The organism is Streptomyces sp. DSM 42067, assembly GCF_055792885.1.
The window spans coordinates 5,411,216-5,430,490 of the sequence record NZ_CM147706.1; the positions used below are offsets into that span (position 1 = coordinate 5,411,216).

Genomic DNA, 19,275 nt, shown 5'->3' on the forward strand with positions numbered 1-19,275 from the left:
ATGCTGATCCCCCGTAGGGTCAAGCACCGCAAGCAGCACCACCCGAAGCGCCGCGGTCAGGCCAAGGGCGGTACGACGGTTGCGTTCGGCGAGTACGGCATCCAGGCCCTCACGCCGGCGTACGTGACCAACCGCCAGATCGAGGCGGCTCGTATCGCGATGACCCGTCACATCAAGCGTGGCGGCAAGGTCTGGATCAACATCTACCCGGACCGCCCGCTGACGAAGAAGCCTGCCGAGACCCGCATGGGTTCCGGTAAGGGTTCGCCGGAGTGGTGGGTCGCGAACGTTCACCCGGGCCGGGTGATGTTCGAGCTGTCCTACCCGAACGAGAAGATTGCGCGTGAGGCGCTTACCCGCGCTGCTCACAAGCTTCCGATGAAGTGCCGCATCGTGCGGCGCGAGGCAGGTGAAGCGTGATGTCGGCCGGCACCAAGGCGTCCGAGCTGCGCGAGCTGGGCAACGAGGAGCTCCTCAACAAGCTCCGCGAGGCCAAGGAAGAGCTGTTCAACCTCCGCTTCCAGGCGGCGACCGGGCAGCTCGAGAACCACGGCCGTCTGAAGGCGGTCCGTAAGGACATCGCCCGGATCTACACCCTGATGCGTGAGCGCGAGCTGGGCATCGAGACGGTGGAGAGCGCCTGATGAGCGAGAGCAACGTGACTGAGAAGACCGAAGGCCGCGGTTTCCGCAAGACCCGTGAGGGTCTGGTCGTCAGCGACAAGATGGACAAGACCGTCGTCGTCGCTGTCGAGGACCGCGTCAAGCACGCGCTGTACGGCAAGGTCATCCGCCGCACCAGCAAGCTCAAGGCGCACGACGAGCAGAACGCTGCGGGCGTCGGCGACCGCGTCCTCCTCATGGAGACCCGGCCGCTGTCGTCGACGAAGCGCTGGCGCATCGTCGAGATCCTCGAGAAGGCCAAGTAACCCCTTCCGAGGGGCATTCCCCTCGGACCAGTTCCGCCAGGCTCCGGGGGCTGCGACCAAGCAGCCCCCGGGGAACCGGCAGACGATCAGGAGATAGACGTGATCCAGCAGGAGTCGCGACTGCGCGTCGCCGACAACACTGGTGCGAAGGAGATCCTTTGCATCCGTGTTCTCGGTGGCTCCGGTCGCCGCTACGCGGGCATCGGTGACGTCATCGTCGCCACCGTCAAGGACGCGATCCCCGGTGGCAACGTGAAGAAGGGTGACGTCGTCAAGGCGGTCATCGTTCGCACCGTCAAGGAGCGCCGTCGCCAGGACGGCTCGTACATCCGCTTCGACGAGAACGCCGCCGTCATTCTGAAGAACGACGGCGACCCTCGCGGCACCCGTATCTTCGGCCCCGTGGGCCGTGAGCTGCGCGAGAAGAAGTTCATGAAGATCATCTCGCTCGCGCCGGAGGTGCTGTAAGCATGAAGATCAAGAAGGGTGACCTGGTCCAGGTCATCACCGGCAAGGACAAGGGCAAGCAGGGCAAGGTCATTGCCGCTTACCCGCGCGACGAGCGTGTCCTGGTCGAGGGTGTCAACCGGGTCAAGAAGCACACCAAGGCCGGCCCGACGGCCCGCGGCTCCCAGGCCGGCGGCATCGTCACGACCGAGGCCCCGATCCACGTGAGCAACGTTCAGCTCGTCGTGGAGAAGGACGGCAACAAGGTCGTCACTCGCGTCGGCTACCGCTTCGACGACGAGGGCAACAAGATCCGCGTTGCCAAGCGGACGGGTGAGGACATCTGATGGCTACCACCACGACTCCGCGTCTCAAGACGAAGTACCGCGAGGAGATCGCGGGCAAGCTGCGTGAGGAGTTCTCGTACGAGAACGTCATGCAGGTTCCCGGCCTCGTCAAGATCGTGGTCAACATGGGTGTGGGCGACGCCGCCCGCGACTCCAAGCTGATCGAGGGCGCCATCCGCGACCTCACCACGATCACGGGCCAGAAGCCGGCCGTCACCAAGGCCCGCAAGTCCATCGCGCAGTTCAAGCTGCGTGAGGGCCAGCCGATCGGTGCCCACGTCACGCTTCGTGGCGACCGCATGTGGGAGTTCCTGGACCGCACCCTGTCGCTCGCGCTCCCGCGCATCCGCGACTTCCGTGGTCTGTCCCCCAAGCAGTTCGACGGCCGTGGCAACTACACCTTCGGTCTCACCGAGCAGGTCATGTTCCACGAGATCGACCAGGACAAGATCGACCGCACCCGGGGTATGGACATCACCGTGGTGACCACGGCGACCAACGACGCTGAGGGCCGCGCGCTCCTTCGTCACCTCGGCTTCCCCTTCAAGGAGGCGTGAGCGAGATGGCGAAGAAGGCTCTGATTGCCAAGGCTGCTCGCAAGCCCAAGTTCGGTGTGCGTGCGTACACCCGCTGCCAGCGCTGCGGCCGTCCGCACTCCGTGTACCGCAAGTTCGGCCTGTGCCGCGTGTGCCTTCGTGAGATGGCTCACCGCGGCGAGCTGCCGGGCGTGACCAAGAGCTCCTGGTAACAGCCCACTTGGGTTGATACCGGACTCTCGGTAAGCAACTGGGTCGGCAGGAGCCCGACTTCACATGGCTTAGGCTTGTGTGGTTGGGCGCCTGCCGCCCTGGACCGACTTACTACGCCGTAGGTCCCCGTGCCGCACCCGTCCCGTCTCGGATCGGGGAGAGGGATGGCACAGACAGGAAACCCCGGCGAGAGAGGCCGAAGGCCAATTCATGACCATGACTGATCCGATCGCAGACATGCTTACGCGTCTGCGGAACGCGAACTCGGCATACCACGACTCCGTGTCGATGCCGGCATCGAAGATCAAGTCGCACATCGCGGAGATCCTCCAGCAGGAGGGCTTCATCACGGGCTGGCGCGTCGAGGACGCCGAGGTCGGCAAGAACCTCGTCCTCGAGCTGAAGTTCGGCCCGAACCGTGAGCGCTCCATCGCGGGCATCAAGCGGATCTCCAAGCCCGGTCTCCGGGTGTACGCGAAGTCCACCAACCTGCCGAAGGTGCTCGGCGGCCTGGGCGTGGCGATCATCTCCACCTCCCACGGGCTCCTCACCGACAAGCAGGCCGGCAAGAAGGGCGTGGGTGGGGAAGTCCTCGCCTACGTCTGGTAGCGGAAGGGAACGGAGGAAACAGCTATGTCGCGTATTGGCAAGCTCCCCATCACGGTTCCCGCCGGCGTGGACGTCACCATCGACGGCCGTACGGTCCAGGTGAAGGGCCCCAAGGGCACCCTCTCTCACACCGTTGCCGCGCCGATCGACATCGTTAAGGGCGAGGACGGCGTTCTCAACGTCACCCGTCCGAACGACGAGCGTCAGAACAAGGCCCTGCACGGCCTGTCCCGCACGCTGGTGGCGAACATGATCACCGGCGTGACCCAGGGTTACGTGAAGAAGCTCGAGATCAGCGGTGTCGGTTACCGCGTCGTGGCGAAGGGCTCGAACCTCGAGTTCTCGCTCGGCTACAGCCACCCGATCCTGATCGAGGCCCCCGAGGGCATCTCGTTCAAGGTCGAGAACCCGACCCACTTCTCGGTCGAGGGCATCGACAAGCAGAAGGTCGGCGAGGTTGCGGCCAACATCCGCAAGCTGCGCAAGCCCGACCCGTACAAGGCCAAGGGCGTCAAGTACGAGGGCGAAGTCATCCGCCGCAAGGTCGGAAAGGCGGGTAAGTAAGCCATGGCATACGGTGTGAAGATCGCCAAGGGTAATGCCTACAAGGCGACTGCCATCAAGCGCCGCCACATCCGCATCCGCAAGAGGATCTCGGGTACGGCCGAGCGTCCGCGCCTGGTCGTGACGCGCTCGAACCGCCACATCGTGGCCCAGGTCATCGACGACATCCAGGGTCACACCCTGGCGTCGGCGTCGACCCTGGACACGTCGATCCGCGGTGGCGAGGGCGACAAGTCCGCGGCCGCCGGCAAGGTCGGCGCCCTGCTCGCCGAGCGCGCCAAGGCCGCGGGTGTCGAGGCCGTCGTGTTCGACCGTGGTGGCAACAAGTACGCCGGGCGCATCGCCGCCCTGGCGGACGCCGCCCGCGAAGCCGGCCTGAAGTTCTGAGCCGGTTCCGTAGCTCAGCGGAAAACGAAGAGAGGTAATTCCAATGGCTGGACCCCAGCGCCGCGGAAGCGGTGCCGGTGGCGGCGAGCGGCGGGACCGGAAGGGCCGTGACGGCGGCGCAGCTGCCGCCGAGAAGACCGCGTACGTTGAGCGCGTTGTCGCGATCAACCGCGTCGCCAAGGTTGTGAAGGGTGGTCGTCGCTTCAGCTTCACCGCGCTGGTCGTGGTGGGCGACGGTGACGGCACCGTGGGTGTCGGTTACGGCAAGGCCAAGGAGGTGCCGGCCGCCATCGCCAAGGGCGTTGAGGAGGCCAAGAAGCACTTCTTCAAGGTCCCCCGTATCCAGGGCACCATCCCGCACCCGATCCAGGGTGAGAAGGCTGCCGGCGTCGTGCTGCTCAAGCCCGCGTCCCCGGGTACCGGTGTTATCGCCGGTGGTCCGGTGCGTGCCGTGCTCGAGTGCGCCGGTATCCACGACGTCCTGTCGAAGTCGCTCGGCTCCGACAACGCGATCAACATCGTGCACGCGACCGTGGAGGCCCTGAAGGGCCTGCAGCGCCCCGAGGAGATCGCGGCCCGCCGTGGTCTGCCCCTCGAGGACGTCGCCCCCGCGGCTCTGCTTCGTGCGCGTGCCGGGGCGGGTGCGTAATGGCTCGCCTCAAGATCACGCAGACGAAGTCGTACATCGGCAGCAAGCAGAACCACCGTGACACCCTGCGGACCCTGGGCCTCAAGCGCCTGGGTGACGTGGTCGTCAAGGAGGACCGCCCCGAGTTCCGCGGCATGGTTCGCCATGTCCGTCACCTCGTGACGGTCGAGGAGGTCGACTGATCATGGCGGAGCAGAACCCGCTGAAGATCCACAACCTCCGTCCCGCCCCGGGCGCCAAGACCGCCAAGACCCGCGTCGGTCGTGGTGAGGCGTCGAAGGGTAAGACGGCCGGTCGTGGTACCAAGGGCACCAAGGCCCGCTACCAGGTTCCGGAGCGCTTCGAGGGTGGCCAGATGCCGCTGCACATGCGCCTCCCGAAGCTGAAGGGCTTCAAGAACCCGTTCAAGACCGAGTACCAGGTCGTGAACCTCGACAAGCTGGCCGCGCTCTACCCCGAGGGTGGCGAGGTCACCGTCGAGGGCCTCGTGGCCAAGGGTGCCGTTCGCAAGAACAGCCTCGTCAAGGTCCTCGGCCAGGGCGAGGTCTCCGTGGCGCTGCAGGTGACGGTCGACGCCGTCTCCGGCTCCGCCAAGGAGAAGATCACCGCCGCCGGCGGTACCGTCACCGAGCTCGTCTGATTCTTCAGCAAACGGGCTTGATGACCTGAACGATCCCACCGGGGATGCTCCACAAATGGGGTATCCCCGGTTGGTCGTTCCAGGGGAGCACGGACGCCGGTAAGGTGGCCTGCACTGTTAACTTTTCGCCTGGTGTGCCTCCAGGGGGGCGCCAGGCGGCTTGACCGTATTCGTCGAACCTCAAGACCGTCACCTCTGACGCATGTGCGCGGGGGTCGCAGGAGGCACCGTGCTCACCGCGTTCGCCCGGGCGTTCAAGACGCCCGACCTGCGCAAGAAGCTGCTCTTCACGCTCGGCATCATCGTGGTCTACCGGCTCGGTGCCCACATTCCGATTCCGGGCGTCAGCTATCAGAACGTCCAGGTCTGCATGGACCAGGCGAGCGCCAACCAGGGCCTCTTCGGTCTGGTGAACATGTTCAGCGGCGGCGCTCTGCTGCAGATCACGGTCTTCGCGCTCGGCATCATGCCGTACATCACGGCGAGCATCATTCTGCAGCTGCTGACCGTGGTGATCCCGCGCCTCGAGGCCCTGAAGAAGGAGGGCCAGGCCGGTACGGCGAAGATCACGCAGTACACGCGCTATCTGACCGTGGCGCTCGCCATCCTCCAGGGCACCGGCCTGGTCGCGACCGCCCGCAGCGGCGCGCTGTTCCAGGGCTGCCCGGTGGCCGGTCAGATCGTTCCGGACCAGTCGATCTTCGTGACCATCACCATGGTCATCACCATGACCGCCGGTACGGCCGCCGTCATGTGGCTCGGTGAGCTCATCACCGACCGCGGCATCGGCAACGGCATGTCGATCCTGATGTTCATCTCGATCGCCGCGACCTTCCCGAGCTCCCTGTGGGCCATCAAGAAGTCGGGTGACCTCGCGGGCGGCTGGATCGAGTTCGGCGTCGTGATCCTCGTCGGCCTCGTCATGGTGGCCCTGGTGGTCTTCGTCGAGCAGGCCCAGCGCCGTATCCCCGTGCAGTACGCGAAGCGCATGATCGGCCGCCGGTCCTACGGTGGTACGTCGACGTACATCCCGCTGAAGGTGAACCAGGCGGGTGTGATTCCTGTCATCTTCGCGTCGTCGCTGCTCTACATCCCGGCGCTGGTCGCGCAGTTCGCCGGCGGCACCTCGGGCTGGAAAACCTGGATCGACCAGCACCTGGTCAAGGGAGATCACCCGTACTACATCGTCAGCTACTTCCTGTTGATCGTCTTCTTCGCCTTCTTCTACGTGGCGATCTCGTTCAACCCCGAGGAAGTTGCAGACAACATGAAGAAGTATGGTGGCTTCATCCCGGGCATCCGGGCTGGCCGACCGACCGCTGAGTACCTGAGCTATGTACTCAACCGGATCACCTGGCCGGGCTCGCTGTATCTGGGCCTGATCGCTCTCGTTCCGACGATGGCATTGGCCGGCTTCGGCGCGAACCAGAACTTCCCGCTCGGCGGGACGAGCATCCTCATCATCGTGGGTGTGGGTCTGGAGACCGTGAAGCAGATCGAGAGCCAGCTCCAGCAGCGCAACTACGAAGGGTTCCTCCGCTGATGCGTATCGTCCTCGTCGGGCCGCCCGGTGCGGGCAAGGGAACGCAGGCCGCGTTCCTCGCCAAGAACCTGTCGATCCCGCACATCTCCACGGGCGACCTGTTCCGAGCCAACATCAGCCAGGGCACGGAGCTGGGCAAACAGGCGAAGGCGTACATGGACGCCGGCAATCTGGTGCCGGACGAGGTCACCATCGGGATGGCCAAGGACCGCATGGAGCAGCAGGACGCCGAGAAGGGCTTCCTGCTCGACGGCTTCCCGCGCAACGTGTCGCAGGCCGAGGCGCTCGACGAGACGCTCAAGGCCGAGGGCATGAAGCTCGACGCCGTGCTCGACCTCGAGGTCCCCGAGGACGAGGTGGTCAAGCGCATCGCCGGCCGCCGCGTCTGCCGCAAGGACTCCAGCCACGTCTTCCACGTGACGTACAGCCCGGCGAAGCAGGAAGGCGTCTGCGACGTCTGCGGCGGCGAGCTGTACCAGCGCGACGACGACAGCGAGGAGACCGTCCGCAAGCGGCTGGAGGTCTACCACACGCAGACCGAGCCGATCATCGACTACTACCGGGCTCAGGGGCTGGTCGTAACGATCTCGGCGCTCGGGAAGGTGGACGAGGTCACCAAGCGGGCGATGGATGCGCTGTCGCGCGAGAGCGCGTAGCGGTTGGTTTCTCGTCGGCCGCGGCACCCTGTGGGGGTGCCGCGGCCGACGTGTTTCTCACAGTGGGGCGGCGAGGGCGCTGTCACGGGGCCGTATCGTTGACGTAGCTCGTGCTTCCCCCTTCAGAAAGGCGTCAGCCGCAGATGGTGCAGATCAAGACCCCCGAGCAGATCGCCAGAATGCGTGCGGCGGGCCTTGTCGTCGCCGCCATCCACGCGGCCACCCGTGAGGCCGCGGTGCCGGGTGCCACCACCCGTGACCTGGACGAGGTCGCCCGCAAGGTGCTCGACGAGCACGGGGCGAAGTCGAACTTCCTGGGCTACGGCGGCTTCCCCGCCACCATCTGCACCTCGGTGAACGAGGTCGTCGTCCACGGCATCCCGGACGACAGGACCGTCCTGAAGGACGGCGACATCATCTCCATCGACTGCGGTGCCATCATCGACGGCTGGCACGGCGACGCCGCGTACACGGCGTTCGTGGGTAGCGGTCACGCCTCGGAGCTGATCGAGCTCTCCCGGGTGACCGAGGAGTCGATGTGGGCCGGCATCGCCGCGATGAAGAACGGCAACCGGCTCGTCGACATCTCCCGCGCCATCGAGACGTACATCCGGCGCCAGCCGAAGCCCGGCGGCGGCAAGTACGGGATCATCGAGGACTACGGCGGCCACGGCATCGGCACCGAGATGCACATGGACCCGCACCTGCTGAACTACGTCGAGCGCCGTCGCGGCAAGGGCCCCAAGCTGGTCCCCGGCTTCTGCCTCGCGATCGAGCCCATGGTGAGCCTTGGCACACCGAAGACCCGGGTCCTCGAGGACGACTGGACGGTCATCACCACGGACGGCACCTGGTCGTCGCATTGGGAGCACTCCGTCGCTCTGACGGAGGACGGCCCGCTGGTCCTGACGGCGCCGGACGGTGGGAAGGCGAAGCTGGCGGAGTACGGGATCACGGCTGCGCCGGATCCTCTCGCGTGACGATGGCCTGAGCCGGGGCCGCTGGCCGGAGGCCGGCGCAGCCGCTCGAAGCTTGTGAGGCGCCCCGGCGCCGAGCCCGCGAGAGGGGCGTCGAGAGTCGGTCGACTGGACGGTCATCACCACGGACGGCACCTGGTCGTCGCATTGGGAGCACTCCGTCGCTCTGACGGAGGACGGTCCGCTGGTCCTGACGGCCCCGGACGGTGGGAAGGCGAAGTTGGCGGAGTACGGGATCACGGCCGCGCCGGATCCCCTCGCGTGACGATGGCCTGCCGCCTCGGACCCGCTGGCGTAACGATCACCCGATGCGGGCATTCTTTGTCGATTCGTCTTTCAGAGGGCGCTGACGTAGACTGACTCGTCGGCTCTCGTGTACTCGCATGCCCGCATGCACCCGCACGGAGTCGATCAAGGTAGTCGATTCGAAGGGCGAAGCGTGGCCAAGAAGCAAGGTGCCATCGAGATCGAGGGCACTGTCGTCGAGTCTCTTCCGAACGCCATGTTCAAGGTCGAGCTCCAGAACGGCCACCAGGTCCTGGCACACATCAGCGGCAAGATGCGTATGCACTACATCCGCATCCTCCCTGACGACCGGGTCGTGGTGGAGCTGTCTCCGTACGACCTGACGCGTGGCCGGATCGTCTACCGGTACAAGTAGATCTTGCCCGCACTCCTCCCCGGTTCCTCCCGGTGCCGGGACGGGGTGGTGGCACTGACCCGGAGAACCTCACCTAATGAAGGTCAAGCCGAGCGTCAAGAAGATCTGCGACAAGTGCAGGGTGATCCGCCGTCACGGCCGGGTCATGGTCATCTGCGACAACCCGCGCCACAAGCAGCGCCAGGGCTGACGCACGACCGCATCCTCTGCACCCGCAGATCTCGCGCGACGCAAGCACATATGTACATACGCAGGGCCCGGATCCGAGTGATCCGACACCCCCGGTCGGAGGCCGGGGACCCGGTCCGTACCGAATCTTCGGCAGCATCTTTTGAAGGCGCGAAGAGGACGGCGGACGGGATTCGGTCCTGTGGAAGACCTCCGACAGACAACTGGAGCCATTGAATGGCACGCGTTTCCGGTGTTGACATCCCGCGCGACAAGCGCGTGGAGGTCGCCCTCACCTACGTGTTCGGCATCGGCCGGACCCTTTCCCAGCAGACGCTGGCCGAGACCGGCGTGAACCCGAACACCCGCGTTCGTGACCTCTCCGAGGAGGAGCTGGTCAAGATCCGCGAGTACGTGGACGCCAACCTGAAGACCGAGGGTGACCTCCGTCGTGAGGTTCAGGCCGACATTCGCCGCAAGGTCGAGATCGGCTGCTACCAGGGTCTGCGCCACCGCCGTGGCCTGCCCGTCCACGGTCAGCGCACCAGCACCAACGCCCGCACCCGCAAGGGCCCGCGTCGCGCCATCGCCGGTAAGAAGAAGCCGGGCAAGAAGTAGTCCGCAGCGGACACTGCGGTTTTTCGGGGGACGACCCCCGAGGGCCGCGTGGCCCCCGCATTCCAGCGGTCTTCGCTGTAGGACCGACCACCTCCCGTAGGAGTTAAGACATGCCCCCCAAGGGACGTCAGGGCGCTGCCAAGAAGGTGCGCCGCAAGGAAAAGAAGAACGTCGCTCACGGCCACGCGCACATCAAGAGCACGTTCAACAACACCATCGTTTCGATCACCGACCCGACCGGCAACGTGATCTCCTGGGCCTCCGCCGGCCACGTCGGCTTCAAGGGCTCGCGCAAGTCCACCCCCTTCGCCGCGCAGATGGCCGCCGAGTCGGCCGCCCGCCGCGCGCAGGAGCACGGCATGCGCAAGGTCGACGTCTTCGTCAAGGGCCCGGGCTCGGGTCGTGAGACGGCCATCCGTTCGCTGCAGGCGACCGGTCTCGAGGTCGGCTCCATCCAGGACGTCACCCCGACCCCGCACAACGGCTGCCGTCCGCCCAAGCGCCGTCGCGTCTGAGGTCCGGTTGTCTTGAGGATTCGGGCGGTACGTCCCCTTCGGGTCGTGCCGCCCGTACCCTTGCAGTACCCCGCCGGGTGACCGCGCGGGTTCCGTCGGGCGTCAAATAGCGGGCGCCCACGACTGAAGGATCTGATCCACACATGCTGATCGCTCAGCGTCCCTCGTTGACCGAAGAGGTCGTCGACGAGTTCCGCTCCCGGTTCGTGATCGAGCCGCTGGAGCCGGGCTTCGGCTACACCCTCGGCAACTCCCTGCGTCGTACGCTCCTGTCCTCGATCCCGGGTGCGGCGGTCACGTCCATCCGTATCGACGGCGTTCTGCACGAGTTCACCACCGTGCCGGGCGTCAAGGAGGACGTCACCGACCTGATCCTCAACATCAAGCAGCTGGTCGTCTCCTCCGAGCACGACGAGCCGGTCGTGATGTACCTGCGCAAGCAGGGCCCGGGTCTGGTCACCGCCGCCGACATCGCGCCCCCGGCCGGTGTCGAGGTGCACAACCCCGACCTCGTCCTCGCCACGCTCAACGGCAAGGGCAAGCTGGAGATGGAGCTGACCGTCGAGCGCGGTCGCGGCTACGTCTCCGCCGTGCAGAACAAGCAGGTGGGCCAGGAGATCGGCCGTATCCCGGTCGACTCCATCTACTCGCCGGTTCTCAAGGTCACCTACAAGGTCGAGGCGACCCGTGTCGAGCAGCGCACCGACTTCGACAAGCTGATCGTCGACGTCGAGACCAAGCAGGCCATGCGTCCGCGCGACGCCATGGCGTCGGCCGGTAAGACCCTGGTCGAGCTGTTCGGTCTGGCGCGCGAGCTCAACATCGACGCCGAGGGCATCGACATGGGCCCGTCCCCGACGGACGCCGCGCTCGCTGCCGACCTTGCGCTGCCGATCGAGGAGCTCGAGCTCACCGTTCGCTCGTACAACTGCCTGAAGCGCGAGGGCATCCACTCCGTGGGTGAGCTCGTGGCTCGTTCCGAGGCCGACCTGCTCGACATTCGCAACTTCGGTGCGAAGTCGATCGACGAGGTCAAGGCGAAGCTGGCCGGTATGGGCCTGGCCCTGAAGGACAGCCCGCCCGGATTCGACCCGACCGCTGCGGCCGACGCCTTCGGCGCGGACGATGACGCGGACGCAGGTTTCGTGGAGACCGAGCAGTACTGATCGGTCTTCGGGTGCGGGTGCACTGTGGCTGGTCGCGCCCACGCGGCGGAGTCGCATATTGACAACGCCCCGCGCCCCTTCCGGGCGCCCCTTCGGGGACGCCCGGATCTCCGACGGGCGACCGCCCGCTCGGATACTGACCCCGGTACCTGATACGGCCGGGGCAGACACCTAGGAGAAACACCATGCCGAAGCCCACCAAGGGTGCCCGTCTGGGCGGCAGCGCCGCGCACGAGAAGCTGCTCCTCGCGAACCTGGCGAAGTCGCTGTTCGAGCACGGCCGTATCACCACCACCGAGGCGAAGGCCCGCCGTCTGCGGCCGTACGCCGAGCGTCTGGTCACCAAGGCGAAGAAGGGCGACCTTCACAACCGCCGTCAGGTGCTCCAGGTGATCACGGACAAGAGCATCGTCCACACGCTCTTCACCGAGATCGGCCCGCGGTACGAGAACCGCCCGGGTGGCTACACCCGCATCACCAAGATCGGTAACCGCCGTGGCGACAACGCGCCCATGGCTGTCATCGAGCTGGTCGAGGCGCTGACGGTCGCGCAGCAGGCCACGGGTGAGGCCGAGGCTGCCACCAAGCGTGCGGTCAAGGAGGCCGAGGAGGCCAAGGTCGAGGAGACCAAGGTCGACGTCACCAAGGATGTCGCCGAGGCTCCGGCCGAGGAGACTGCGGCCGAGGAGTCGAAGGACGCCTGAGGCTGAGCTCTCGCTGAGCGGGCCTGCCCTTGACGGGGCGGGCCCGCTTTCGCGTACCTGAGAGGATCAAGGGGTGAGTGACGAAGTACAGCCCGGGTTCGTACGCCTACGGCTCGATCTGTCCTACGACGGCACCGACTTCTCCGGCTGGGCCAAGCAGGCCGGCGGGCGGCGGACGGTGCAGGGGGAGGTCGAGGACGCGCTGCGTACCGTCACGCGGTCGAGGGATACGTACGAGCTGACCGTCGCCGGACGGACCGACGCCGGGGTGCATGCGCGCGGGCAGGTGGCGCACGTGGATCTGCCGGAGGCTGTCTGGCGCGAGCATCACGAGAAGCTGCTCAAGCGGCTCGCCGGGCGGCTGCCCCGGGACGTGCGGGTGTGGGCCCTCAGGGAGGCGCCCAGCGGCTTCAACGCTCGTTTCGCGGCGATCTGGCGGCGCTACGTCTACCGGGTCACCGACAATCCCGGCGGCGTGGACCCGCTGCTGCGCAACCATGTGCTCTGGCACGACTGGGACTTGGACGTAGACGCGATGGACGCCGCCGCCAAGTCTCTTGTCGGGGAGCACGACTTCGCGGCGTACGCGAAGAAGCGCGAGGGGGCGACGACGATCCGCGAGATCCTCGACTTCGGGGTGCGTCGGCACGCGGACGGCATCGTCGAGATCGAGGTCCGCGCCGACGCGTTCTGCCACAACCAGGTGCGTTCCATGGTCGGTGCGCTGTTGTTCGTGGGCGACGGCCACCGCGGTGTGGAGTGGCCGCGGAAGGTCCTCGACGCCCGGGTCCGCCACAGCGCCGTCCACGTCGTCCGCCCGCACGGACTGACCCTGGAGGAGGTCGGCTACCCCGCGGACGGCCAACTCGCGGAGAGGCAGCGGCAGGCGCGGCGGGTGCGCGTCCGGGGGCAGTAACGGGTTGACGGGTCTGTTCCGGCCGCTCCGGCCGGGGTGGCCGGAGCGGGACGGGAGGCGGACTATGCCTTGTCCAGTACCTCTTCCAGGGCCGGCTTGAGGAAGGGCTTCAGGGTCTTCGAGTACGTCGACGTGATGTGGCTGTTGTCGAAGTAGACGACCTGGTCACCGATCACCGCCGGGCAGATGTCCACGGCGCAGAACGCGTCCGTCGTGTCGATGATCTCCGCACCGTACTTCTCGGCCACCTCCCGCTCCATGGCACGGAACTCCGGGTACTCGAGCGCCTGCCACTCCTTGCGGTTGCAGAGGGAGATGTTGTCGATGTGCGTGGCGAGACAGTCGGGGACGTTCTGGCCGGGCTGCGGGGTGTCCGTCATGTAGACGAGCCTGGCGCCCGTCTCCTTGAACACCTTGAACGAGGTCTCGGCGCCCGCCCGGTTCGCCTCACGGCGGGCCCGGTCGGCGATGACGAGGACGTCGGGCTGGATCTTCTTCAGCTCGGCGAAGGCAGATTCGCGCCAGCTGTCGCACTCGGTGTACGCGCGGTTCACGTTCGGGTTGACGATGCGGTAGACCTGCGGCGAGCAGCCGCCCTTCGCGATGGTCACCACCCGCACGCCGAGTTCCTTGCCGATCTCGTGGTAGACGTCGTTCCACTGCCAGGCGTGGGAGTCCCCCATGAGGACAAGGGTCTTCTTGCCCTCCGGGTCGCCGGCGACACAGCCGTCCCGCATCTCGAACTTCTTGACCTCGAAGTCGTCGATGCAGCCGTGCTCGGCGAAGTTCTTGGGCGTGTCCTGAAGAGCGCTTTGCACGGTCGCGGAGAGCTGCGTGCGGTGCACGGCGTCCTCGACCGATGCCTGGCTGGTGAACCCGACGCCGAGCGTGCTCCCCGAGGGTGCGGTCGCCAGGTTCAGCGGGATGATCGTGGCCAGGACCATCGCCCCCGCCGTGCCCGCGGTGGTGAACCCGCCGCTGAAGACGCCCTTCCAGGGGCGGGCCACCCACTGCACGTTCTTCTTGAACTTGCGCTCGACGGCGTAGTGCAGGACGACGGCCACCAGGAACGAGAGGACGGCGACCCGCAGCCGGTCCTGGAACGCGAACTCCCGGTCGGTGATCGACGGCCAGAGCACCAGCAGCGGCCAGTGGGTCAGGTACCAGCCGTAGCTGACGTTGCCGACGAAGTCGAGGACGGGGTTGTCGAGCAGCCGCTCCGCGCCGAAGCCGGGATTGGCGCAGCCACCGGCGATGACCATGACGGTGCCGAGGACCGGGCCCGCCACCGCGTACCCCGGCAGCGGGGTGTGTTCGGTGATGAGCATCGCCGTGACGAGCACGGTGCCGAGCCCGAGCCACGAAACGACTGCGGCCACGCCCCTGTTCATGCGGGAGGCGAGGGGAGCGGCGAGGGCGAGCAGAACGCCGCAGGTGATCTCCCAGATCCGGGTGTGGGTGCTGAAGTACGCGAGCGGCTGGTTCTCGGGAGTCTGAGACCAGCCCAGATAGAACGATCCGCCGATGATGGCCATGAGGAACAGCGCCACCAGAGCGCGGTTGCGGAAGATCAGGCGGCTGATCCACACCATCGCGACGAGAAGGAGCGGGGCGACGACGTAGAACTGCTCTTCGATGGCCAGCGACCAGAAGTGCTGATACGGGGACTGCGACCCGTCGTTGGCGAAATAGTCGGTGCCGGTCTCGACCAGGCGCCAGTTCATGAAGCTGAGGGAGGCGGCCAGACCGTCGGCCATGAAGTCGCGGAACTTGAGCGGGCTGCCGTACATCCACGCCAGGGCCGCGGTGCCGACGATGACGACGGCCATGGGCGGCGTCAGACGGCGGAAGCGGCGCGCCCAGAACTTGGTCAGGGACACCTTGCCGGTCTTCTCGATCTCCGCGAAGAGCTGGCTGCCGATGAGGAAGCCGCTCAGCACGAAGCTCACGTCCACGCCACCGTGGATGTCGAGTATGCCGCAGTGCATGCTGACCACCATCATGATGGCTACGGCACGCAAGCCCTGAATATCAGGCCGGTACTTGCGAAGACGCTCTGTCTTCACGGCCTTGGTGCGATGGCGGGACATGTTTCTCCAGTAACTGACTGTCCGGGACGAGCCGTGTGGCAGACAGGTGACTTCAGTGGACCGCCGCGCAGGCGGCAGCCGTACCGCTGACGCGTACTCCTTGGGCGGGAATGCGGATGCCGCACGACAGCCTCAGCTGGGCGGGCAGCTCGTTCTCGGCACCGACGTGCGCATGGCAGCCCACCACCGCCTCACGAAGGAGCGATGCGCTGCCGATGGAGGCGTCGTGGTCCACCACTGAGTCGTGGATCTGTGCGCCCTCGGCGACCGTGACGCCCTCGCCGATGATGGAACGGTCGACAACCGCGTGCGGACCGATGACGGCGCGCGGTCCGATCGTCGAGCCGCCGGTGATGCGGGCTGTCGGGGCGATGGCGGCCGTGGGATGGATCAGAGCCTCGGCCGGCCGCTCCACGAGGGGAGAGGTCGCCTTGCCGGTGACCAGGTCGGCGGAGCCGTGGACGAAGGCCAGCGGGGTGCCGAGGTCACGCCAGTAGTCGTCCGTGGTGTGGCCGAACACGCGCTTCCCCTGGGCGACGAGTTCCGGGAACGTCTCCTGTTCGACGGAGACTTCACGGCCGGTCGGGATGGAGTCGAGCACAGAGCGGCGGAAGACGTAGCAGCCGGCGTTGACCTGGTCGGTAATGCATTCCTCGGCGGTCTTGGGCTTCTCCAGGAAGGACAGCACCCGTCCGGCCTCGTCGGTCGGTACGAGGCCGAAGGCGCGCGGGTCGGAGACGCGGGTGAGGTGCAGGGTGACGTCCGCTTCCCGCGCCTCGTGCCGCTGAAGGACGTCCCGCAGGTCAAGGCCGGACAGGATGTCGCCGTTGAGGATCAGGACCGGCGCGTCCGCCGGACCACGCAGCAGGCGCCCGGCGTTGCGGATCGCACCGCCCGTGCCGAGCGGCACCTCCTCGACTGCGTAGGAGATCTCCAGGTCCCGGGTGAAGTCCCTGAACTCCTCCTCGAAGAGGCCGGCGAGATACGAGGTGGCGAACACCACGTGCCCGACCCCGGCGTCCATGAGCTTGGCGATCTGGTGCCGGATGAAGGAGGAGCCCGCGACGCTGAGAAGCGGCTTCGGGGTGTGGTTCGTCAGGGGGCGCAAGCGGGTTCCCTTGCCGCCCACCAGGATGATGGCTTCTTGCATGATGGCCTCGCTCGGTCAGCTGGTGGCGTCGGCGCCAGGGCCTGCGTAGTCGGAGGTGAAGCAGGACTTGATGGCCTTCTCCGTGAGGGGGCGTCCCGCGAAGTCGAGCCGGGAGGCGACCTTGTCGTCAGGCTTGGTGTTTGGGTCGTCGTCGAACCAGATCGACCACCAGTAGACGCCCTGCATCTGCCGGTCCTGGACGACCTGGCAGACGGCGGTGTACCAGTTGGCCTGCACCCTGGGGTTGACGGCGCGCTTGGTGTAGAAGTCGCCGGGAGCGTGGTAGGCGCCGTTCATGGCGCCGATGCCGGCCTCGGCGATGATGATGTTCGGCAGCGAGCCGGTGGCCTTCTTGTCCAGCCAGTCGTTCCAGCCCTCGACCAGGGTCTCGACGCGTGCGGTGTCCGCCACCTTGACGGGGAAGTAGGCGTCGACGCCGAGGTGGTTGACCGGCATGTTGATGCGGCCGGAGACGTAGTTGTCCCAGTTGGCGTCGTAGGCGACCTCGCCCGAGAAGGTCTTCTCGGCGAAGGCGACCAGGGCGTCCCAGCCTGGGTCGCCCTCCAAGGAGTTGAGCTCGGTGCCGACCACGAAGGTGTTCGCCTTCGTCTCCTCGGCGGCTTCGAAATACGGGGTGAGGAACTGCTTGTACGACGCGAACCAGGCGGAGCGCGAGGCAGGTTCGATGTTGCCGCGCCAGCCGTCTGGCGGGTTCAGGGACTTCTCGTCCATGATCGGGCGGAGCGTGGTGCGGAAACCGGCGTCCTCGAACACCTTCAGCACCCGCTGGAGGCGTTCCGGGGACGGTGTCTTGGCCCCGGCCGAGAGTTCGTTGGATGCGACGCCCTCGGTGAAGAAGGGGAAAGAGATGGACACCGAGTTCGCGCCCAGGCCGATGAGGTACTCGGCGTGCTTGCGGGCCTGGTTCTCGATGAACGTGTCGGAGCGCTTCTTCTTCTCCTCCTCCCAGTAGAGCTGTACGCCCCACTGCGCCATGCCGGCCTTCCAGGGCTTGGCGACCTTGAGGGCGTCGGCGGAGGAAGAGGAAGAGGGAGAGGGGGAGGACGCGGATGTCGAAACGGTGGCGTCGTCGGACGGGGTGGCGGACTCCTCGGCGTCGCCCCTCACGATTCTGGGCAGGGCTGAGCCCGACTCCCAGCGCACCGGGTGGTCGCCGAGGACGAAGGGGGTGCCCAGCACGATGGTGAGGACGGTCACCGGGAAGATGGCGAGCAAGGGCAGTCGCGAGCGCATGTCAGTTGTCTTCCGGGCGGTCAGGCGGGCTTGGCGATCACGACGAACTTGTTCTCCTCGCGACGGACGAACTTCAGGAAGCCCTTGAAGCCGCCGAGCCCTTCCAGTACGGAGAAGACGGGGATGAGCGCGACCACCACGATCGGCTCCCACCACTTGCGCCGGCCGCTGACCGACGCGAGCGCGTTCAGCCGCAGCCCCTCCCAGTAGGTCCAGATCACGTAGGCGAAGTTGAGGGCCCAGAGGATCACGATGGACTGGGTCACGGGCGAGGTGTTCATGTCGTTGATGAGCCAGCCGAGGAGCAGCACGGCGCCGATGTGCTGGAGGGGGCCGAGGATCCAGGTGGCCACACAGATCGACAGGAACCAGCGGTAACGCAGCGGCACGGCCCTGTTGAAGCAGAGCGCCACCAGGCCCCAGGCCCACCGGTCGCGCTGCTTGACGAAGTCTGCCGCGCTGGCGGGGGAGGCGCCGTAGCAGCGGCCGTTGAACCAGTCGCTGCGACCCGGGTACCTGCGGCAGAAGGTCAGGGCGAGGCGGGCGTCCTCGACGATCTCCTTGGGACCGAAGTCCCAGCCGATCTCGGCCTCGATGGACGCGCGTAGCACCAGCAGCTCGCCGTGCACACCGGCGGCCGGGGTGCCCATGCCGGTCAGCGCGCGGAAGCGGGCGATGTCGTCGGCGGGGCGCACCGCGTCCGCGAGCCAGGTGAAGAGGTTGACCGCGTTCTCGCGGGGATACGTGAGGATGCCCTGGGCCATGTGCTTGGCCTTGTCGGGGTGGGCCCGGCGCTGGCGGTTGATGAACTGGGCGAGCGAGGACGCGGTGTCGGGGCCGACGCCGGTGTCGTCGTCCATGTGCAGCACCCAGACGTAGTCGAGGGCCTCGCCCTCCGCGATGCGCAGCTCGTGGGCATAGTGGTTGGCGCGGGCCTTGAAACGGGTGCCGTTGGCCGGGACGTAGTCCTTGGGGACCGTGATCACCCGGATCAGCGGGTGCGAGTCGGCGAGCCGGTCGATGTCCTCCGACGCCTCGCAGCCCTCCTCGGTGAGGATGTCGACGCGCATGTAAGGGAACCACTCCGGCAGGTGCTCGACGTACGAGAGGATCGAGCGCTCCAGGGCCGGGTAGGTGTCATGCCGTCCGATGGTCGGGCACAGGACGATCAGGAAGTCCTGCTCGGCCGGCGCGGGAGGGACCATCTTGCCGCTCTTGCGGACCCGGCGGCGGATCAGCAGCGCACCCTGGATGCCGACCATCACACCGACCACCGGCAGGGACCAGACGACGGTCAGGGCCCAGCTCAGCAGCGACGAGCTGGGCCGGTAGGTCCACAGCCCGAAGGTGACCAGCAGGACGAAGGGCAGCAGGAACGGGAGGATCCCCGGCTTCCACGCCGCAGTGCGCTTGGCCAGTTTCTGACTGTGCCGCGAGTACGGCAGACCCCCGTCGACGACTGTCGTTGCCATGACGTGCGCAACTCCCATGAGATCGGTGGTGCGTTGAGGCAGCGACAGATCTCGGCCGAGGCACG

27 protein-coding genes and 1 pseudogene are annotated in these 19,275 nt (G+C 66.8%); 24 read left to right on the forward strand and 4 right to left on the reverse strand.

Features of this window, described 5'->3' with window-relative positions; genetic code table 11:
• From rplP to truA, 24 genes and pseudogenes are all read left to right on the forward strand, one after another.
• Positions 1 to 420 carry a 50S ribosomal protein L16 gene (gene rplP / locus ACSMXV_RS24850; protein ID WP_033319640.1) on the forward strand — a complete coding sequence of 140 codons (420 nt, stop codon included), beginning with the start codon at positions 1 to 3 and terminating at the stop codon, positions 418 to 420.
• Complete coding sequence (rpmC, locus tag ACSMXV_RS24855) at positions 420 to 644, forward strand: 50S ribosomal protein L29 (RefSeq protein ID WP_010036720.1); 225 nt, start codon at positions 420 to 422, stop codon at positions 642 to 644. Before rplP ends, rpmC begins: the two co-directional genes overlap by 1 nt.
• The gene (gene rpsQ, locus ACSMXV_RS24860) at positions 644 to 928 is read left to right on the forward strand and encodes a 30S ribosomal protein S17 (RefSeq protein WP_473173464.1); all 285 of its coding nucleotides are present in this window, start codon (positions 644 to 646) and stop codon (positions 926 to 928) included. The genes rpmC and rpsQ overlap by 1 nt, the downstream gene beginning before the upstream one ends.
• Before the next feature lie 99 nt (positions 929 to 1,027).
• Positions 1,028 to 1,396, forward strand: a complete 369-nt coding sequence (gene rplN, locus ACSMXV_RS24865; RefSeq protein WP_003956455.1) for a 50S ribosomal protein L14 — start codon at positions 1,028 to 1,030, stop codon at positions 1,394 to 1,396.
• Positions 1,397 to 1,398: 2 nt separating this feature from the next.
• On the forward strand, positions 1,399 to 1,722 hold the full coding sequence (gene rplX, locus ACSMXV_RS24870) for a 50S ribosomal protein L24 (protein ID WP_053674523.1): 324 nt from the start codon (positions 1,399 to 1,401) through the stop codon (positions 1,720 to 1,722).
• Positions 1,722 to 2,279 carry a 50S ribosomal protein L5 gene (gene rplE / locus ACSMXV_RS24875; RefSeq protein ID WP_077796752.1) on the forward strand — a complete coding sequence of 186 codons (558 nt, stop codon included), beginning with the start codon at positions 1,722 to 1,724 and terminating at the stop codon, positions 2,277 to 2,279. Before rplX ends, rplE begins: the two co-directional genes overlap by 1 nt.
• A gap of 5 nt (positions 2,280 to 2,284) precedes the next feature.
• The gene (locus ACSMXV_RS24880; RefSeq protein ID WP_003956452.1) at positions 2,285 to 2,470 is read left to right on the forward strand and encodes a type Z 30S ribosomal protein S14; all 186 of its coding nucleotides are present in this window, start codon (positions 2,285 to 2,287) and stop codon (positions 2,468 to 2,470) included.
• A gap of 211 nt (positions 2,471 to 2,681) precedes the next feature.
• A complete protein-coding gene (gene rpsH, locus ACSMXV_RS24885; protein WP_473173465.1) occupies positions 2,682 to 3,080 on the forward strand; it encodes a 30S ribosomal protein S8 in 399 nt (132 codons plus the stop codon).
• Between the two features lie 24 nt (positions 3,081 to 3,104).
• On the forward strand, positions 3,105 to 3,644 hold the full coding sequence (gene rplF, locus ACSMXV_RS24890) for a 50S ribosomal protein L6 (RefSeq protein ID WP_473173466.1): 540 nt from the start codon (positions 3,105 to 3,107) through the stop codon (positions 3,642 to 3,644).
• A gap of 3 nt (positions 3,645 to 3,647) precedes the next feature.
• A complete protein-coding gene (rplR, locus tag ACSMXV_RS24895) occupies positions 3,648 to 4,031 on the forward strand; it encodes a 50S ribosomal protein L18 (RefSeq protein WP_473173467.1) in 384 nt (127 codons plus the stop codon).
• A gap of 43 nt (positions 4,032 to 4,074) precedes the next feature.
• Positions 4,075 to 4,680, forward strand: coding sequence for a 30S ribosomal protein S5 (gene rpsE, locus ACSMXV_RS24900; RefSeq protein ID WP_019753099.1), 606 nt, complete (start codon positions 4,075 to 4,077; stop codon positions 4,678 to 4,680).
• Entirely contained in the window at positions 4,680 to 4,862 is a 183-nt protein-coding gene (gene rpmD, locus ACSMXV_RS24905) for a 50S ribosomal protein L30 (RefSeq protein ID WP_181659089.1), read from the forward strand. Before rpsE ends, rpmD begins: the two co-directional genes overlap by 1 nt.
• A gap of 2 nt (positions 4,863 to 4,864) precedes the next feature.
• Entirely contained in the window at positions 4,865 to 5,320 is a 456-nt protein-coding gene (rplO, locus tag ACSMXV_RS24910; RefSeq protein WP_030745257.1) for a 50S ribosomal protein L15, read from the forward strand.
• 229 nt (positions 5,321 to 5,549) lie between these two features.
• On the forward strand, positions 5,550 to 6,863 hold the full coding sequence (secY, locus tag ACSMXV_RS24915; protein ID WP_473173468.1) for a preprotein translocase subunit SecY: 1,314 nt from the start codon (positions 5,550 to 5,552) through the stop codon (positions 6,861 to 6,863).
• Complete coding sequence (locus ACSMXV_RS24920; protein ID WP_473173469.1) at positions 6,863 to 7,519, forward strand: adenylate kinase; 657 nt, start codon at positions 6,863 to 6,865, stop codon at positions 7,517 to 7,519. Before secY ends, ACSMXV_RS24920 begins: the two co-directional genes overlap by 1 nt.
• A 143-nt stretch (positions 7,520 to 7,662) precedes the next feature.
• Positions 7,663 to 8,499: a type I methionyl aminopeptidase gene (gene map, locus ACSMXV_RS24925; RefSeq protein WP_473173470.1), complete on the forward strand. Its 837-nt coding sequence runs from the start codon at positions 7,663 to 7,665 to the stop codon at positions 8,497 to 8,499.
• Positions 8,500 to 8,596: 97 nt separating this feature from the next.
• Positions 8,597 to 8,761 (forward strand): annotated as a pseudogene (locus ACSMXV_RS24930) (type I methionyl aminopeptidase); the annotation flags it as partial.
• Between the two features lie 174 nt (positions 8,762 to 8,935).
• A complete protein-coding gene (gene infA / locus ACSMXV_RS24935) occupies positions 8,936 to 9,157 on the forward strand; it encodes a translation initiation factor IF-1 (RefSeq protein ID WP_003948620.1) in 222 nt (73 codons plus the stop codon).
• Between the two features lie 76 nt (positions 9,158 to 9,233).
• Positions 9,234 to 9,347, forward strand: a complete 114-nt coding sequence (gene rpmJ, locus ACSMXV_RS24940; protein ID WP_003974245.1) for a 50S ribosomal protein L36 — start codon at positions 9,234 to 9,236, stop codon at positions 9,345 to 9,347.
• Between the two features lie 215 nt (positions 9,348 to 9,562).
• Complete coding sequence (gene rpsM, locus ACSMXV_RS24945; RefSeq protein ID WP_181659093.1) at positions 9,563 to 9,943, forward strand: 30S ribosomal protein S13; 381 nt, start codon at positions 9,563 to 9,565, stop codon at positions 9,941 to 9,943.
• A 110-nt stretch (positions 9,944 to 10,053) separates the two neighbouring features.
• Positions 10,054 to 10,458, forward strand: coding sequence for a 30S ribosomal protein S11 (gene rpsK, locus ACSMXV_RS24950; protein WP_003948617.1), 405 nt, complete (start codon positions 10,054 to 10,056; stop codon positions 10,456 to 10,458).
• Positions 10,459 to 10,601: 143 nt separating this feature from the next.
• On the forward strand, positions 10,602 to 11,624 hold the full coding sequence (locus tag ACSMXV_RS24955; protein WP_003966937.1) for a DNA-directed RNA polymerase subunit alpha: 1,023 nt from the start codon (positions 10,602 to 10,604) through the stop codon (positions 11,622 to 11,624).
• A gap of 185 nt (positions 11,625 to 11,809) precedes the next feature.
• Positions 11,810 to 12,328: a 50S ribosomal protein L17 gene (gene rplQ, locus ACSMXV_RS24960; RefSeq protein WP_181659094.1), complete on the forward strand. Its 519-nt coding sequence runs from the start codon at positions 11,810 to 11,812 to the stop codon at positions 12,326 to 12,328.
• A gap of 73 nt (positions 12,329 to 12,401) precedes the next feature.
• Complete coding sequence (gene truA / locus ACSMXV_RS24965) at positions 12,402 to 13,244, forward strand: tRNA pseudouridine(38-40) synthase TruA (RefSeq protein ID WP_473173471.1); 843 nt, start codon at positions 12,402 to 12,404, stop codon at positions 13,242 to 13,244.
• A gap of 62 nt (positions 13,245 to 13,306) precedes the next feature.
• Here truA and ACSMXV_RS24970 read toward each other — a convergent pair whose 3' ends face one another.
• The 4 genes from ACSMXV_RS24970 to ACSMXV_RS24985 all read right to left on the reverse strand — a co-directional run bounded on the left by ACSMXV_RS24970 (position 13,307) and on the right by ACSMXV_RS24985 (position 19,210).
• Positions 13,307 to 15,265, reverse strand: a complete 1,959-nt coding sequence (locus tag ACSMXV_RS24970; RefSeq protein ID WP_473173472.1) for an acyltransferase family protein — start codon at positions 15,263 to 15,265, stop codon at positions 13,307 to 13,309.
• A 121-nt stretch (positions 15,266 to 15,386) separates the two neighbouring features.
• The gene (gene manB / locus ACSMXV_RS24975; protein WP_181659097.1) at positions 15,387 to 16,484 is read right to left on the reverse strand and encodes a mannose-1-phosphate guanylyltransferase; all 1,098 of its coding nucleotides are present in this window, start codon (positions 16,482 to 16,484) and stop codon (positions 15,387 to 15,389) included.
• Positions 16,485 to 16,499: 15 nt separating this feature from the next.
• A complete protein-coding gene (locus ACSMXV_RS24980; protein WP_473173473.1) occupies positions 16,500 to 17,738 on the reverse strand; it encodes a glycoside hydrolase family 113 in 1,239 nt (412 codons plus the stop codon).
• Between the two features lie 20 nt (positions 17,739 to 17,758).
• The gene (locus ACSMXV_RS24985; protein ID WP_473173474.1) at positions 17,759 to 19,210 is read right to left on the reverse strand and encodes a glycosyltransferase family 2 protein; all 1,452 of its coding nucleotides are present in this window, start codon (positions 19,208 to 19,210) and stop codon (positions 17,759 to 17,761) included.
• Positions 19,211 to 19,275 lie beyond the last annotated feature (65 nt).

Excerpts from the sequence above, each read along its gene's own strand:
- rplF (WP_473173466.1), top strand. The coding sequence starts at position 3,105 with ATGTCGCGTATTGGCAAGCTCCCCATCACGGTTCCCGCCGGCGTGGAC.
- rplQ (WP_181659094.1), top strand. The coding sequence starts at position 11,810 with ATGCCGAAGCCCACCAAGGGTGCCCGTCTGGGCGGCAGCGCCGCGCAC.
- rpmC (WP_010036720.1), top strand. The coding sequence starts at position 420 with ATGTCGGCCGGCACCAAGGCGTCCGAGCTGCGCGAGCTGGGCAACGAG.
- map (WP_473173470.1), top strand. The coding sequence starts at position 7,663 with ATGGTGCAGATCAAGACCCCCGAGCAGATCGCCAGAATGCGTGCGGCG.
- rpmD (WP_181659089.1), top strand. The coding sequence starts at position 4,680 with ATGGCTCGCCTCAAGATCACGCAGACGAAGTCGTACATCGGCAGCAAG.
- ACSMXV_RS24985 (WP_473173474.1), bottom strand. The coding sequence starts at position 19,210 with ATGGCAACGACAGTCGTCGACGGGGGTCTGCCGTACTCGCGGCACAGT.
- rplE (WP_077796752.1), top strand. The coding sequence starts at position 1,722 with ATGGCTACCACCACGACTCCGCGTCTCAAGACGAAGTACCGCGAGGAG.
- rpsE (WP_019753099.1), top strand. The coding sequence starts at position 4,075 with ATGGCTGGACCCCAGCGCCGCGGAAGCGGTGCCGGTGGCGGCGAGCGG.
- rpmJ (WP_003974245.1), top strand. The coding sequence starts at position 9,234 with ATGAAGGTCAAGCCGAGCGTCAAGAAGATCTGCGACAAGTGCAGGGTG.
- rpsM (WP_181659093.1), top strand. The coding sequence starts at position 9,563 with ATGGCACGCGTTTCCGGTGTTGACATCCCGCGCGACAAGCGCGTGGAG.
- rplO (WP_030745257.1), top strand. The coding sequence starts at position 4,865 with ATGGCGGAGCAGAACCCGCTGAAGATCCACAACCTCCGTCCCGCCCCG.
- manB (WP_181659097.1), bottom strand. The coding sequence starts at position 16,484 with ATGCAAGAAGCCATCATCCTGGTGGGCGGCAAGGGAACCCGCTTGCGC.
- rpsK (WP_003948617.1), top strand. The coding sequence starts at position 10,054 with ATGCCCCCCAAGGGACGTCAGGGCGCTGCCAAGAAGGTGCGCCGCAAG.
- ACSMXV_RS24920 (WP_473173469.1), top strand. The coding sequence starts at position 6,863 with ATGCGTATCGTCCTCGTCGGGCCGCCCGGTGCGGGCAAGGGAACGCAG.
- ACSMXV_RS24955 (WP_003966937.1), top strand. The coding sequence starts at position 10,602 with ATGCTGATCGCTCAGCGTCCCTCGTTGACCGAAGAGGTCGTCGACGAG.
- rplP (WP_033319640.1), top strand. The coding sequence starts at position 1 with ATGCTGATCCCCCGTAGGGTCAAGCACCGCAAGCAGCACCACCCGAAG.
- rplR (WP_473173467.1), top strand. The coding sequence starts at position 3,648 with ATGGCATACGGTGTGAAGATCGCCAAGGGTAATGCCTACAAGGCGACT.
- ACSMXV_RS24980 (WP_473173473.1), bottom strand. The coding sequence starts at position 17,738 with ATGCGCTCGCGACTGCCCTTGCTCGCCATCTTCCCGGTGACCGTCCTC.
- rpsH (WP_473173465.1), top strand. The coding sequence starts at position 2,682 with ATGACCATGACTGATCCGATCGCAGACATGCTTACGCGTCTGCGGAAC.
- ACSMXV_RS24880 (WP_003956452.1), top strand. The coding sequence starts at position 2,285 with ATGGCGAAGAAGGCTCTGATTGCCAAGGCTGCTCGCAAGCCCAAGTTC.
- rplX (WP_053674523.1), top strand. The coding sequence starts at position 1,399 with ATGAAGATCAAGAAGGGTGACCTGGTCCAGGTCATCACCGGCAAGGAC.
- rpsQ (WP_473173464.1), top strand. The coding sequence starts at position 644 with ATGAGCGAGAGCAACGTGACTGAGAAGACCGAAGGCCGCGGTTTCCGC.